A 15,010-nucleotide genomic window follows, 5' to 3' on the forward strand; every position below is an offset into this window, starting at 1 on the left:
CGCAAGGCAGGTGCGGGCCCACGGAATCAGCCTTCGCCGCCCCCGCGCTTCTCCCCTGGGCCGCCGGAGCCGCGCCACAGGCACGCGTCCACGTCGAACGGCAGCAACTGGTCCTGCTGGGCCATTAAGGAAGCACCGTGTGCCGTGACCCGCCGCATAAAGTGGCGCCTGCACAGCGTCTCGTATCCCACTACGGGAACGTGTCCGGCCGCCGGGGCGGCGGCTTCGACCACCATGTCCACGTCGCCCACCACCACCTGCGCACCCTCGGTGACCATGACGCCGTCGACCGTCCTGGCGTTGTGCGTCGCCCGGCGCCCGCACCAGCACAGCGCCTCCACCTGGAGCACCTGCACGCGGTCGGCGAGCTCGATCAGGCGCTGCGAACCCGGGAACAACCGGGTGCGGAAGTCGGCAGTGATGCCGAAGGCGAAGACATCAACGTCGATTTCGTCAACTACCTTGGCCAGCTGCTCCACCTGCTCGGGGGTATAGAACTGGGCTTCGTCACAGATCAGGTAGTCCACCCTCTGGCCCTGGGTGCGCCGGATCATCACTTCGTCCCAGAAGTCCGTGCTGTCCAGCACCTCCACCGCATCCGTCTCCAGCCCCAGGCGGCTTGAGATCCGGGACTCACCGGCGCGGTCGTTGCGGCTGAACCGTACGCCACCCCGTCCGCGGGCCCGGTGGTTGTAGTCCATCTGCAGGGCCAGTGTGGATTTGCCGCAGTCCATAGTGCCCGAGAAGAAGATGAGTTCAGCCACGGCGGCGGTTCCTTCCCTCGGCGGTAAAGCAGAGCAATGGAACCTCCCGCTCGGCCTTGGTCAGTGAGCCGTGCTGGCCCACCACTTCCATGGCAGTGGGCCGCATGCGCCGGCCGTCGTAAAGTGCGACGGCGTCACGCGCCGCGATCATCACGTCGCCAATCCTGCCTTCAACAGCAGGCCGCACGTCACCAAAGAGCCCCCCGGCAACGGCTTCCTCCCGGGTGAAGGCCCACACCCGGTCACCGAACCGGGCTTTCCACGCGGCCAGGAGCCGGTCGCGGGCACGGGGAGAGGACTCCACGTGCCCCTCATCCAGGTACAGGTGCACCATGCGTGGTTCACCGGCCGTGTGGCGGACTCCGTCCACCAAATCGGGATCCTTGGAGAAATCAATGCGCTGCGACTCGGGGACGTCCAGCATCCCGTGGTCCGCAGTCAGCAGGATGGTGGTGCCGGCCGGCAGGGAGGAGTAGAGCCGCTTGACGGTGGCGTCGAGCTCTTCCAGCTGGTGTTCCCACTGTTCAGACCTGCTGCCGTGCCGGTGCCCTGCCTTGTCCAGTTCATTGACGTAGAAATACATCAGGGACCGTCCGGGGGCAGCCATGGCCTCGGCAGCGGCGGCGGTTCGCGCGTGGGAAGTTGTCCCGGAGATGAACCTGCCACCCCGCAGCGCTGCGCGGGTCATGGGCGAGCTGTCGAACTGGGCGAGGCTGACGGTGGTGACATCCACCTCTTCGGCGATTCGTTCAAAGACCGTGGGGAACGGCTGCCAGGTGGAGGGGTCGACGCCGGGATCCCAGTTTCCCAGCAGGTTGACCACTTTGTCCTGGTCCGGGTCCAGGACGTCGTAGCCCACCATGCCGTGCTGCCCGGCCGGAAGTCCGGTTCCGAAGCTGGACAGTGCTGCAGCGGTGGTGGACGGAAAGGCGGAGTCCAGCCACACCGGGACCTCCCCCTGGCCGGCCTGCACCACCGAGCGCAGGAAGGGAGTGTGCGCGGCCTTTTGCTTCAGGAGGTTCCGGCCCAAGCCGTCAGCAAGCACTATGCAGACTTTGGCGGCGGCAGGAAGCGCCAGGGTGTTGGTGAAGCCCTCAACGCCAAGGCTGGCTGCCGCGCTGGTCAGGACCTCGGCGATGGAGCGGTGTCCGTAGGCGGGAGCGGGCGGAAGGTCGGGGGTACGTCCGGGGGCTTCTACAGCGTGGTGGCGGTCTTCCGGCATCTCAGCGCTGCTGGTGCCCACGGCTGAGCCGGTTGCCGAACACTCCCGAGCGCGGCCGGGGGGCCATGGACTGGGCGTGGGAGACGGGGGCAGCGGAACCGGTGTTGACCGCGCGCAGGGCCCGGGCGAAGAGCTTGGCATCCTGCACGGCCTGCAGGCCATCGGCCTCGGCGCTGATGCGGAGCACGATGTCTTCCTGCGCGATGGTTCCGGTGTACCCGTGGTCCGCCTCGCATTGCGGATCGCCGCAGCTGGCCGGGCCCATGTCCAGCCGCTGTCCGCCGGACCAGGCGATGGACAGGGTCAGTTCGCGGACGGGGTCCGACGGCTTATAGTTCTGCGGCTGCGCGTACATGTAGCTCAGGACCACGGACCGGATCTGGGCCACGGGAACGGACTCCGTGGATATCTGGGCGACGATCTGCTCCCCCGCCTCGTCCAGCTGCTGGTCGTCCACATGGGTGATTACCAGCATGTCCGCAGTAAGCACCAGCACCGTAATGTGGCGTCGGACTTCGGCGCGATCGAAGTGGGTTTCCAGGTGCACCAGGTGGGCCACGCAGTCCCGGCCGTCCAGTGCATCGTCCACGACGTCAGAAACCAGCCGCGGGTAGAAGCCCGCCTTCTGCAGGGCGTCTTCCAGGCTCTGGCCCTGCACTCCGTGGTTGTGTGAGCTGTGCTGGCGGACGGCCTGGTTTTCATTGCCGGGCGTTTCGGGCGCCGACGCGGGAGGCTGGAAGCTCATGCCCCCATTTTCACAGATCGCCCGGTCACTTGCTAACCGCGTCAGCCCAGCATCGCCCGGCGCGCACTGTCCGTGCGCTGTGCGGCGTTGCCGATCCGCACGTCGGCAGCAAGGATCGTCACCCCGGCGGTGCCGCACAAAACCGGGTTGAACTCCACCAGCGCGATCTCCGGGTGGTTGTCCTTCATCCAAGCCAACCTGGCCGCCAGGTCCTCCAAGGCCGGCACGTCGACGGCCGGCAGGCCCTGGTAGCCGAAGAGCTTCCGGGACGCCCGGGGGGCCCGGATGAAATCGTGCACGTCCGCGGCGGATAGCGGCGGCACCCGGTGCGACCAGTCATCGAGCAGGTTGACGGCGTCACCGGCCAGGCCGAACGAGATGACCGGGCCCAGCAGCGGATCCTCGATGGCCCGGAAGGTGCACGCCTGCCCCACCGGCGCCATCGCCTGCACTTCGAGCGCAGGGTCCCCGTAGGCTGCGAGCGCCCGGCGCATTTGCTGCACATTGAGCCGCAGCGATTGTTCATCCTCGATGCCCAGGCGCACCCCGCCAAGGTCCAGCCGGTGGCGAAGGGCCGGGGCTGTGGTCTTCAGCACCACGGGCCAGCCCAGCGCGTCAGCGGCAGCCACGGCCTCATCAGGGGTGGTGAACGGCAGGGACGGCAGGACGGAGATGCCGTAGTGACCCAGGAGGGAAGCAGTTGCCGCCGGGTCCAGTTGCTTGAGCTGGTCGCCGGTGACATCCAGCAGCAGTCCGTCGAGCTCTGCTTCCGCCTGCCGCGGATCGCAGCCTGCGGGTTCCACAAACTGGCCCTGGTCGCGGGCGGCCCATTCCGCGTACCGCACTACAGCTGCGAGCGCGGCCACCGCGGCGCCGGGGTTGGAATAGCAGGGGACGGTGCATCCTTCCGCGCCCACCAGGCCTTCCACGTTGATGGCGGGGTCCAGGATGCCGGTGAACGCTGCCACCACAGGCTTACCGGCGCTGGCTGAACATTCGGCCAGGACCTGCGCCACGGCGTCGGCGGTCAGGCCACGGGCGGGCAGCAGGGCGGCGACGGCGGCGTGCACGGCGTCAGAGGCCAGGGCGTCAAGGAGGGCCTTCCGCAGTGCGGGCAGGGCCACCGACTGGCCGGCGTCGAGGTCCAGTCCGGAGACCACCTGCGCCACCCCCAGCCCGTGCGCCACGGCACTGTCCGCCACTACGTTGCCCAGCGCCTCGGAGTTGCTGAAGACGGCAACATCCGGTCCGGCGGGAAGCGGCCGGCCGGAGACCACCTGGGCCACGTCCACGAGCTGTTCCACAGTCTCCACCCGGATCACGCCCGACTGGCGCAGCATGGCATCCAGCGCACCGGCCGGCGCCTGGGTGGTGCGGACCGCATGCCCGGGCGGCAGCCGCAGCCCCATGGTGTCCGACTTGGCCACGATTACGGGCTTGGTGCGGGCCAGCCGGCGGGCAATGCGGGAGAACTTGCGGGGGTTGCCGATCGACTCCAGGTACAGGCCCACGGCGGAGGTGTCGGCGTCGTCCTCCCAGTACTGCATCATGTCGTTGCCGGAAACGTCCGCCCTGTTGCCCGCCGAAAGGAGGCTGGACACTCCCACCCGGCGCCGGCTGGAGGCGGCGTAGAGCGAGACGCCGATGGCCGCGGACTGGCTGAACAGGCCCAGGCCGCCGCGCAGCGGCATGGTGGGGGCCATGGAGGCGTTCAACGCAACGTTCGGGTGCGTGTTGGCGATGCCCAGCGACGCCGGGCCGATCACCCGCATGCCGTTCGCCCTGGCTTGGCGCACCAGGGCGCGTTGCCGCAGCAGGCCGCGTTCGCCGTCGTCCGCGAAGCCTGCCGAGGCGATCACGACGCCTTTGACGCCCGCCGCAGCGCACTCCGCAACGACCCCGGTGACCTCCTCGTAGGGCACGGCAATGATGGCCAGCTGGACGGGTTCGGGGACTTCGGAGAGCTTGCCGTAGGACATCATGCCCGCAAGCTCCAGCGCTTCCGGATTGATGGCGTAGACGGAGCCGTGGAAGCCGCCCTCGATGATGTGCTCCAGCAGCTGGTACCCCACGGTCCCCCACCTGCGGCTGGCACCGATCACGGCAACGGACGACGGCGCCAGCAGCTCCCGGACGCTCCTCGCCTCGGCGCGGTGCTCGCGGGATTCCATTACGGCCCGGGATTTCTCGGTGGGGTCGATGTTGAACTCGAGGCTGACGACGCCGTCGTCGAAGTGGCGCTTGACGTCGTACCCGGCGTCGGAGAAGACCATCAGCATCTTCCGGTTTTCCGGAAGCACCTCGGCGGTGAACTTCCGGATGCCGTTTTCATGCGCGGCGGCGGCCAGGTGTTCCAGCAGGATGGAGCCGATTCCCCTCCCCTGGTGGGCGTCGGCGATGTTGAAGGCAACCTCGGCCTCGGTGGGGTTGGGGAGGCGGTCGTAGCGGCCGATGCCTATGATTTCATCGCGGATGGTGATGACGAACGCCACCCGGTCCTTGTAGTCCACCTCGGTGAAGCGCTTGAGCTCCTTGGCGGACAGCCTGGCCTTGAAGGCGAAGAAGCGCATGTAGATTGAATTCTGCGACTGACCGGTATGGAAGGCCTGGACAGCCTCCGCGTCCGACGGGTGGATGGGCCGCAGATGCGCTGTCCCGCCGTCCCGCAGGACGACATCGGCTTCCCAATGTTCCGGATATTCGCCGTCCCCGGGCTGATCCACCATAGGCTTAGCCTAGTCAAAAACTCCCGCAGCACACCCCAATCGCTGCGCAGTAACCCCAGAAGGATTCACCAAACCCCATGGCCCGCCGCCAAAGTCCAGCCCCGATCGCAGACGAGAACTACACGGAGAACATCGTCGATATCGATGTCACCTCCGAGATGCAGGGCTCGTTCCTGGAGTACGCGTACTCGGTGATCTACTCGCGCGCGCTCCCTGACGCCCGGGACGGGCTCAAGCCGGTGCAGCGGCGCATCCTTTACATGATGAGCGACATGGGGCTGCGCCCGGACCGCGGCCACGTCAAAAGCGCCCGTGTGGTGGGTGAGGTCATGGGCAAGCTGCACCCGCACGGCGACGCCGCCATCTACGACGCCATGGTGCGCATGGCGCAGGACTTCTCCCTGCGCCTGCCGCTGATCGACGGGCACGGAAACTTCGGCTCGCTCGACGACGGCCCTGCAGCACCGCGGTACACGGAGGCCAGGCTTGCTCCCGCCGCCCTCACGCTCACCAGCCATCTCGACGAAGACGTGGTGGACTTCGTCCCCAACTACGACAACCAGCTCACCCAGCCGGATGTCCTTCCCGCCGCTTTCCCCAACCTGCTGGTCAACGGCGCCACCGGCATCGCCGTCGGCATGGCCACCAACATGGCCCCGCACAACCTGGTGGAGGTCATCTCCGCGGCCCGCCACCTGATCGCCAACCCCGACGCCACCCTGGACGACCTCATGCGGTTCGTCCCGGGCCCGGACCTCCCCAGCGGCGGCCGGATCGTGGGCCTGGACGGCATCCGGGACGCCTATGCCACCGGCCGCGGCTCCTTCAAGACCCGCGCCAAGGTGGAAATCGAACAGCTGTCCGCGCGCCGCACCGGCCTGGTGGTCACCGAACTGCCATACATGGTGGGCCCGGAGAAGGTCATCGAGAAGATCAAGGACGCCGTCAACGCCAAGAAGCTGACCGGCATCAGCGACATCGTTGACCTGACCGACCGCAAGCACGGGCTGCGGCTGGTCATCGAGCTCAAGAACGGCTTCAACCCGAACGCCGTGCTGCAGCAGCTTTACCGGTACACGCCGATGGAGGACTCCTTCGGCATCAACAACGTCACCCTGGTGGACGGCCAGCCGCAGACCTTGGGCCTGGTGGACCTGCTGTCCGTCTACGTCAACCACCGCATCAACGTGGTCCGCCGCCGGACCGTCTTCCGGCTCGGGAAGAAGAAGGACCGCCTGCACCTGGTGGAGGGCCTCCTCATCGCCATCGTGGACATTGACGAGGTCATCCAGATCATCCGGTCCTCGGACGAGGCCGCCGCGGCACGCGAGCGGCTGATGTCCATCTACGACCTCACCGAGATCCAGGCCAACTACATCCTGGAACTGCGCCTGCGCCAGCTCACCAAATACTCCCGGATCGAGCTGGAGAAGGAGCAGGACGAACTGCGCCGCGAGATTGCAGAACTCGAGGCAATCCTGGGCTCCGAGGAACTGCTGCGCACCGTGGTCTCCGACGAACTGGGCGCCATCGCCGAGGAACACGGCACACCGCGCCGGACGGTCCTGCTCGAATCCGAGGCCGTCTCCCCCACCGTGGCGGCCGAGCTTGCAGGGGCCAACGGCAAGAAGGGCAAGGCCGCACCCCTGTCGCTGGAGATCGCGGACGACCCCTGCTGGGCGATCCTCACAGCCTCCGGGCAGGTGGCGCGGACCAGCAACCAGGAGCCGCTGGCCGAGGCAGGGCCCCGGAGCAAGCACGACGTGTACACGTCCGTGGTGAAGACCTCGGCCCGCGGCGAGATCGCGGCGGTCACCTCGCTGGGCCGCATGCTCCGGCTGCAGGTCATGGACATGCCGGTGCTGGCGCCCATGGCCGGACTGCCCAACCTCGCCGGCGGCGTTCCGGCCAAGGAGTTCCTCACGCTGGTGAAGGGTGAGTCCCTGGTGGCGTTCGTGCGCCTGGACGAGGTCCTGGCCATCGGCACGGCCCAGGGCGTGGTCAAGCGCGTCCAGCCGGACTACCCCCTCAACCGCGAAGACTGGGAAGTCATCACGCTCAAGGACAAGGACGTTGTAGTCGGCGTCGCTCCGGCCGCCGCAGACGACGCCGACCTGGTGTTCCTCACCAGGGAAGCCCAGCTGCTGAAGTTCCCGGCATCCGCCGTCCGTCCGCAGGGGCGTACCGCCGGCGGCATGGCGGGAATCAAGCTTGCCGCGGGCGACCAGGTCATCTTCTTCGGCGCCGTGCAGCCCAAGGACGAGGCCGCCGTCGTAGTAACCATCGCCGGCACCAACGGCGCCCTGCCCGGCACCGCTCCAGGCACGGCCAAGGTCACCGCCTTCTCCGAATACCCTGCCAAGGGACGCGCGACGGCAGGGGTCCGGTCGCACCGGTTCCTGAAGGGCGAGGACATGCTGCTGCTCGCCTGGGCAGGGCATGGCCCCGCGAAGGCATCGTCTGCCGCCGGCGTGGCGCGCTCGCTGCCGCAGGAGCACGGCCGGCGTGACGGCTCAGGCGTCCCGCTCTCCCAGGCCGTGGAAGCGGTGGGCCCGGCCATGGCCTGGCCCGATGGGGAATCCGCCGGGGCCTAGAAGGGCCGGGCTCGGCTGGCACAGCCGGGCCCGGCCCCACCGCTTAGACTGCTCCCATGCCTATCGTTCCTGATGCCAAGGACTGGACCTGGGTCCTGTCCCGCCCCTGCCCGGAATGCTCCTTCGACGCCTCCTCCGCCACACCGGCAACGGTCCCGGGCTCCATCGAAAGCATGATCCCGCGGTGGCTCGCCGTCCTGCGCCGGCCGGATGCGGCGGAGCGCCCCGATGACGACACGTGGTCTGCGGTTGAGTACGCCTGCCACGTGCGGGACGTTTTCACCCTCTTCGTGCAGCGGCTGAACCTGATGCTCACGTCGGATGATGCCCGCTTCGCGGACTGGGACCAGGACCTGACGGCGATCGAAAAGGACTATGCCAACGCCGACCCGTCGGAAGTGGGCCTCGAACTGGCGGCAGAAGGACACGAGGCGGCCGAGTCCTTCGCCCGTGTCCCCGAAGAGGACTGGGGGCGCAGGGGTCTGCGCAGCAACGGCTCCGAGTTCACCGTCCTGACGCTCTCCCAATACTTCCTGCACGACGTCGTCCATCACCTGCACGACGTCAACGGCTAGGGACACGGTCGCCCCGCCCCTTCCAGGGTCAGCGGGAGGGGCGTCAGCGGGAGGAGAGTCAGCGCAAACGCGCCAGCGGTGCCTGGGCCTGTCCTGAATAGGCGCTGAGGTCCAGGCGCCCGTCACCGGCCTGGATATCAGCTGGGTTGTGGGTGACCAGCACCACCGTTCGGTCCCGCAGGCCGGAACGCAGGTCCGCGAGCATGGCCGCGGCGGATTCCGCATCCAGGTGGGCGGTGGGCTCATCCAGCAGGATCACGTCGGCACCGGTCAGCAGGGTCCGGGCCACAGCCAGGCGCTGGCGCTCGCCGCCGCTCAGGAAGGCGCCGCCCGGGCCGATCCGGGTGTCCAGCCCCGCCGGCAGCCGCCCCACCAGCCCGGCGAGTCCGACGGCGGCCAGGACCGCTTGCAGCCCTTCGTCATGTGCCGGGGATGCCCCGTCGCCGGAGGGCCTTCCCAGCAGCAGGTTGCCGCGAATGGTGGAATCGAACAGGTGTGCCTCTTGCGGGCACCACGCCGCCCGGCCGGTAACTTTCACCTGGCCGGCCGCGGGCGGCAGGAAGCCCAGCAGCACCGAGAGCAGCGTGGACTTTCCCGAGCCTGAGGGCCCGGTGACCGCCAGCCAGCGCCCCGGCTCGGCCACCGCGTCCACACCCGTGAAGACCGGAGAGCCTCCCGGCCAGGCCGCGGCCAGGTCCACCAGCCCAACGCCTGGGGTACCGCCGGCCCTGGCAGGAACGGACTGCAGCCCGGCAGACGCTTCGCCGCCTCCCTCAAGGGCCCCCGACTCCCCCACCCGGCGCATGACGGCACGAAGCGCCGGGAACTGGCGCACCGCCGTCGTCATCGCAGCGTAGGGCTCCACCAGCGCCAGCAGCAGGAGGACCACCACGGCCGCGGTGGCCGGGGCTATCCGGGCTGCGAGGACCTCCGGCCCTGCCAGCCAGGCCGCAGCCAGGGCGGCAGCACCGCAGGCCACGGTGGCGACGGCGTGTCCCAGCCCGTCCGCCCAGGCGGACCGCTGGGAGGCGCGGGTGGCGTTCCGGTCCTCCACCAGCAATGCGTCGAGCACGCGCGGTGCCACCCCGTTGGCGTGCAGTTCAGCCCGCGCGTCCAGGGCGGCCGTGACGCGGCGCAGGACGCCGGAGCGCAGGGCCTGTTCGGCGCTGGCGGACTTCCGGTCACCCCACAGGGCGGCCGCGGGCGCCAGCAGCAGGCCGCTGACGGCTGCCGCAAGCACTGCAGGAAGGGCGGCCGGCACCAGGGCTCCGGTAGCGGCCACGGCCAGGACGGACACCGCGAGCGCCGTGACGGGCGGCAGGACCACGCGCGGCAGGAGGTCGCGGACGGTGTCGACGTCGTCGATCACCGTACCCAGCACGTTGCCGCCCTGCAGGAGCCGGCGCAGTGAAAGCGCCCTGCGGCTCAGGGACTCCCACAGCCGGCCGCGCAGACGGGTCAAGGCGGCGAAAACGGCATCGTGCAGCAGCAGCCGCTCCCAGTAGCGGAACACCGCCCGGCCGATGCCGAAGAACCGGACGCCGACAATGGCCGTCAGGAGGTAGAGAATGGGCGGCTGCTCGCTGGCCCGGATGATGAGCCAGCCGGACAGGCCGGAAAGCGCGACGGCGAAGACCGCCGCCAGGGTGCCCACGAAGGCCGCTGCCGCGAACTTGCCGCGGACCGGGGCAAGGAGTGCGGCCAGGAGCCGGCCGGCGCCCGGAGCGGCAGTGGCAGCGGGGCCGACGGCCCTGGTACGCCTGGCTTCCGTTCCGTCGTCGACACCAGCCTCTGTGACGGGCGTGTCCGTGGGCCTTGCGCGCCCTGTGTCGCCGCTGCCTGCCGGGAAGGCAGCAATGCCCGCATCCGGCGTTGCCGTGCCCGCTGGCCGCACCGGCACCAGCAGGTCTGCCAGCTGCCGGGTGCGCTGGTTGTGGGCCACCAGGATGACGGTGGCCTGGCCGCGGAGCCGCCGGATGGCGTTCTCGACGATGACGGCCGAGGCGTCGTCCAGGTGCGCCGTGGGCTCGTCCAGGAGCAGGAGGGTGGCGCCGGCGTCGATCCGGGCCAGGCCGCGCGCCAGGGCCACGCGCCGCAGCTCGCCCGGGCTCAGCTCCGCCTGGTGCTTGCCGGCGAGGTGGCCGGCTCCTGCGCGCTCCAGGCAACGGCGGGCGGCGTCTTCGGCGGCGAACCGGTCCGGGCCATGGGTGGAATCCGGCGAGAGGTACAGCAGCACCTCGTCCAGGACGGTGTTGGCCACCATGACGGGATGCTGCGGAACCCAGGCCACGGCGCGGCGGTCCAGCCCACTGATGGACCCGGTGATGGTGGTTCCTGTCCCGTCCGTTCCGCCGCCGTTCCCAATGGTGCCGGCCAGTACGCCCAGGACCGTGCTCTTGCCGGCCCCGCTGGGACCGTCCAGGGCGGTGATCCTGTCCTGTGGTGCGGTGAAGGTGAGGGGGCCGACGGCGGCACCGGACCGTCCGGCATAAGTCACGGTGAGTGCGGTGACCTCCAGCGGGGCGCCGGGCCTGCCGGCCTTGGCGGCCGGCAGGGGCGTTGGCTCGGGCGCGCCCGTGATGGCTGCCGTTTCCGCGAGCGCCACCCGGCCGTCGTCGCTGGCGTGGTGGGCGGTGCCCAGTTCCCGCAACGGAAGGTAGCAGTCCGGGGCCAGGAGGAGTGCCAGCAGCCCCGCCTCCAACGGCATGCCGCCATGGACCAGCCGCACACCGATGAAGACCGCCACCACGGCCACCGAGATGGTGGCAATGAGTTCCAGGGCCAGGGCGGACAGGAACGCGGTCCGAAGGGTGCCCATGGTGCGCTCCCGGTATTCTTCGGAGATCTCCTCCAGGGCCTTGCGCTGCGCCGTGGCCCGGCCCAGCCCCACCAGGACCGGCAGGCCCTTGGCAAGCTCAAGCATGTGGCCGGACAACCGCGCCAGCGATGCCTGCGCCTCCCGCACGCTCTCCTCGGTGTACCGGCCGATCAGCACCATGAACACCGGGATCAGAGGGACCGTCAGCACAATGACCAGCGCGCTGACCCAGTCCGCGAAGAGGATCCGGGCCCCCAGCAGCAGCGGAACGGCGGCGCAGTTGACCAGCGCCGGAAGGAACTGGGTGTAGTAGCTGTCCAGCGCATCCAGGCCGCGGGTGGCCAGGACGGCCAGGCCGCCATCGCCGGGTCCGGTTCCCCGCACCCCGCTGCGCAGGGCCCGCTCCAGGAGCTCCGCGCGGAGCTCTTCCTTGACCCCGAGTGCCGCGCGGCGGGCGGCAACGGCCTGCCCCCAGACGGTCAGGGAGCGGAGGACGACGCCGACGGCACCCAAGGTGATCTGCTGCGCCCAGGCCTCGTTCCCGGCGGCGATGCCCGCGAGGACGGAGGCCACCGCCTGCCCGATCAGGACCAGGGACAGGGCCTTGAGCGCGGCCAGCAGTCCCAGCCAGTAAATGGCGGAACGGGTTGCCGGTCCGGTGGGGAAGGTTGGCCGCACGTCAGCCCTTGGTGGTGAAGGCCTTGGCGGCCACCGCGGGGAGGAAGCTGTGCGCTTCGGGAATGTGCGCGGCGCTGACGCGGCGGCGGAACACCCAGTAGGTCCAGGCCTGGTAGGCGATCACCAGGGGAAGCCCAAAGGCCGCCACGATGCTCATCAGGCCCAGGGTGTAGTCCGAGGATGAGGCGTTGGTGATGGTGAGGTCAAAGGCGCTGTCCAGCGTGGAGGGCAGCACCACCGGGAACACTGCGCCGAAGATGGAGGCAGTGCCCAGGACCAGGAAGGCACCTAGGGCGAGGAAGGCCCTGCCTTCGGAGCCGTTCCGGGCCAGGAGCCAGGCGGTGGCGGCGGCGCCAACGGCCAGTACGACGGCGGCCCAGGTCCACGGTTTGCCGTCCAGGAACTGGATGGCCAGGGCCCATGCCGCGATGGGCAGGAGCAGGACCGGCAGGAGCCGCACCACCCACTGGCGGGCACGGTGCCGGACCTCGCCGTCGGTCTTGAGGGCCAGGAAGGCCAGGGCGTGGAGGAGTGAGAAACCCACGACGGCGAGTCCGCCCAGGAGTGCGTAACCGCTGAACCAGGCCATGGGGCCGCCCTCGCGGTCGCCGTTGGCGTTCAGCGGAAGGCCGGTGGTGGTGAGGGCCAGGGCGGCGCCCACGCCGAACGCCGCGAAGAAGGAACCGAGCGCGATGGCCCAGTCCCACCGGTTCCGCCAGCTGTCCGTGTCCACCTTGCCCCGGTATTCGAATGCGACCGCCCGGAAGATCAGGGCCAGCAGGACCACCAGCAGGGGAAGGTAGAGCGCGGAGAACAGCGATGCGTACCAGAGGGGGAAGGCTGCGAAGGTGGCGCCGCCGGCGGTCAGCAGCCACACCTCGTTGCCGTCCCACACAGGACCGATGGTATTCAGCAGTACCCGGCGCTCGGTGTTGTTGCGGGCGAAGAGCTTCATCAGCATCCCGACCCCCAGGTCGAAGCCCTCCAGGAAAAGGTAGCCGGTCCACAGCACCGCAATGGCGATGAACCAAATGGTGGGAAGCAGTTCCATTGTTTGTTTCCTCTGCTAGTAGGCGAAGGCCAGGACGTCGTCGGCAGGCTTGGACTCGCTGTTGCCGCCGGGGCCGGGCGTCTGGTCCTCGTTCTCGTCGGCCGGCGCGGCTGCGAGTTCCGGCATCGCGGACACCACACCGCCGCGGATGTACTTGACCAGCAGCTTGACTTCCACCACCAGCAGGACGGCGTACACGGCGGTCAGCGCCACCAGCGAGGCAATGAGTTCCCCGGCGGAGACCCCCGGGGATACCGCAGCGGCGGTAAACATGAAGACCTGGTCGATGCCGCTGGGATCCGGGTTGGGCGCCACGACGAAGGGCTGGCGGCCCATTTCGGTGAAGATCCAGCCGGCGGCGTTGGCGCCGAAGGGGGCCAGGATGCCGAAGACTGCCAGCCGCATGAGCCACCGGGATTCCGGCACCGTTCCCTTGCGGGTGAGCCAGAGGGCCACCAGTGCCGCCAGGGCGGCGAGGCCGCCGAAACCGATCATCATCCGGAAGCCCCAGTAGGTGACCTCCATGACGGGCACGTACTGGATCTCCTGCCCTGCGCGGTCCCCGTAGATCGGATTGTCCGGGAGGTTGGTCCCGTACTTCTCCTTGTACTCGGGCAGCAGGCTGTTGACGCCCTTGACCTCGGTGCTGAAGTCGCCCTTGGCCAGGAAGGAAAGGATGCCAGGGACCTCGATCACGGCCACCACATCGTCGCAGTTCTTTGAGCCGACGTTTCCGACGCTCAGGACGGAGAAACCGGTGCCGTCGTGGCAGGCAGCCTCCGCGGCGGCCATCTTCATCGGCTGCTGCTGGAACATCAGCTTGCCCTGGAGGTCGCCGGTGACAGCGGTGCCGGCAAAGGAGATCATGGCCACGACGGCGCCAATGCGCAGGGACCGGATCCACACCTTGTGGTCGGCGCGGTCGCGGCCCGGGATGCGGGCGTCTTCACCCGGGACCACCCGGCCGTCGGCACCCACCGTGTCCACGCCGTCGTGCCGCCGCCGCCACAGGTGGTACCAGGCGATGCCCAGGAGGAAGCCGCCGGCCACGGCGAGGGCGCCGAACAGGGTGTGCGGGACGGCCACAAGGGCCGTGTTGTTGGTAAAGACCGCCCAGGCGTCGGTCATGACGGGCCGGCCGTTGATCATTTCCACACCCACCGGATGCTGCATCCAGCTGTTGGCCACGATGATGAAGTAGGCGGAAAGCGCCGAGCCAATGACGGCCACCCAGAGGCAGGCGAGGTGGATGGCCGGCTTGAGCTGCTTCCAGCCGAAGATCCACAGGCCCAGGAAAGTGGACTCGACGAAGAAGGCCAGGAGCGCTTCAAGTGCCAGGGGTGCACCGAAGACGTCCCCCACGAAGCGGCTGTACTCGCTCCAAGCCATGCCGAACTGGAATTCCTGCACGATGCCCGTGGCCACACCCATGATGAAGTTGATAAGGAACAGCTTTCCCCAGAACTTGGTCATGCGCAGGTACTCGGGCTTTCCGGTGCGGTACCAGGCGGTCTGAATGACGGCCACCACCAGGCCCAGGCCGATGGTCAGCGGCACCATCATGAAGTGGTAGACGGTGGTGATACCGAATTGCCAGCGTGCAATTTCCAAGGCGTCCATGGCGGTCCCTACTGTTAGCCAATGCAGTTTTCTACGCTTCGTAGAACTCCAACTTCTACAAAGTGTAGAACATCCTCGACGGCGGATGGCAACTTCCCGCCCTCCCCTAGGATCGCGCGCCGGGCCGCGGCGCGCCAGATGTTCTACTCCATGTAGAAGGTTGGCCGGTTTCGGGGTAAATTAGTTCTGTAGTTGAACAACAGCGTGACGTCACCGT

The 15,010-nt window shown here is 68.8% G+C and carries 9 protein-coding genes; 2 read left to right on the plus strand and 7 right to left on the minus strand.

Features of this window, described 5'->3' with window-relative positions:
• Positions 1–26 precede the first annotated feature (26 nt).
• The 4 genes from FBY30_RS19050 to FBY30_RS19065 are packed head-to-tail and all read right to left on the minus strand — an operon-like array spanning position 27 to position 5,457.
• Positions 27–764 carry a thymidine kinase gene (locus tag FBY30_RS19050; protein WP_142134241.1) on the minus strand — a complete coding sequence of 246 codons (738 nt, stop codon included), beginning with the start codon at positions 762–764 and terminating at the stop codon, positions 27–29.
• Positions 757–1,986 carry an alkaline phosphatase family protein gene (locus FBY30_RS19055; RefSeq protein ID WP_142134243.1) on the minus strand — a complete coding sequence of 410 codons (1,230 nt, stop codon included), beginning with the start codon at positions 1,984–1,986 and terminating at the stop codon, positions 757–759. The genes FBY30_RS19050 and FBY30_RS19055 overlap by 8 nt, the downstream gene beginning before the upstream one ends.
• Position 1,987: 1 nt before the next feature.
• Positions 1,988–2,731, minus strand: a complete 744-nt coding sequence (locus FBY30_RS19060) for a DUF5998 family protein (RefSeq protein WP_142134246.1) — start codon at positions 2,729–2,731, stop codon at positions 1,988–1,990.
• 41 nt (positions 2,732–2,772) lie between these two features.
• Entirely contained in the window at positions 2,773–5,457 is a 2,685-nt protein-coding gene (locus FBY30_RS19065; protein ID WP_142134248.1) for a bifunctional acetate--CoA ligase family protein/GNAT family N-acetyltransferase, read from the minus strand.
• 77 nt (positions 5,458–5,534) lie between these two features.
• On the opposite strand from FBY30_RS19065, the gene FBY30_RS19070 reads away from it, so the two are divergent.
• Both FBY30_RS19070 and FBY30_RS19075 read left to right on the plus strand, forming a co-directional pair.
• Positions 5,535–8,051 carry a DNA gyrase/topoisomerase IV subunit A gene (locus tag FBY30_RS19070; RefSeq protein ID WP_142134250.1) on the plus strand — a complete coding sequence of 839 codons (2,517 nt, stop codon included), beginning with the start codon at positions 5,535–5,537 and terminating at the stop codon, positions 8,049–8,051.
• A 56-nt stretch (positions 8,052–8,107) separates the two neighbouring features.
• Complete coding sequence (locus FBY30_RS19075; RefSeq protein ID WP_142134252.1) at positions 8,108–8,626, plus strand: DinB family protein; 519 nt, start codon at positions 8,108–8,110, stop codon at positions 8,624–8,626.
• Positions 8,627–8,684: 58 nt separating this feature from the next.
• On the opposite strand, the gene cydD is transcribed toward FBY30_RS19075, so the two are convergent.
• Genes cydD through FBY30_RS19090 form a run of 3 tightly spaced genes read right to left on the minus strand, consistent with a single transcriptional unit; the run spans position 8,685 to position 14,793 of the window.
• The gene (gene cydD / locus FBY30_RS19080) at positions 8,685–12,122 is read right to left on the minus strand and encodes a thiol reductant ABC exporter subunit CydD (RefSeq protein ID WP_142134255.1); all 3,438 of its coding nucleotides are present in this window, start codon (positions 12,120–12,122) and stop codon (positions 8,685–8,687) included.
• A 1-nt stretch (position 12,123) separates the two neighbouring features.
• Complete coding sequence (gene cydB, locus FBY30_RS19085; RefSeq protein ID WP_142134257.1) at positions 12,124–13,173, minus strand: cytochrome d ubiquinol oxidase subunit II; 1,050 nt, start codon at positions 13,171–13,173, stop codon at positions 12,124–12,126.
• Between the two features lie 15 nt (positions 13,174–13,188).
• Positions 13,189–14,793 carry a cytochrome ubiquinol oxidase subunit I gene (locus tag FBY30_RS19090; protein WP_142134259.1) on the minus strand — a complete coding sequence of 535 codons (1,605 nt, stop codon included), beginning with the start codon at positions 14,791–14,793 and terminating at the stop codon, positions 13,189–13,191.
• Between the last annotated feature and the right edge of the window lie 217 nt (positions 14,794–15,010).

This window comes from Arthrobacter sp. SLBN-83 (assembly GCF_006715285.1).
GTDB lineage: Bacteria > Actinomycetota > Actinomycetes > Actinomycetales > Micrococcaceae > Arthrobacter.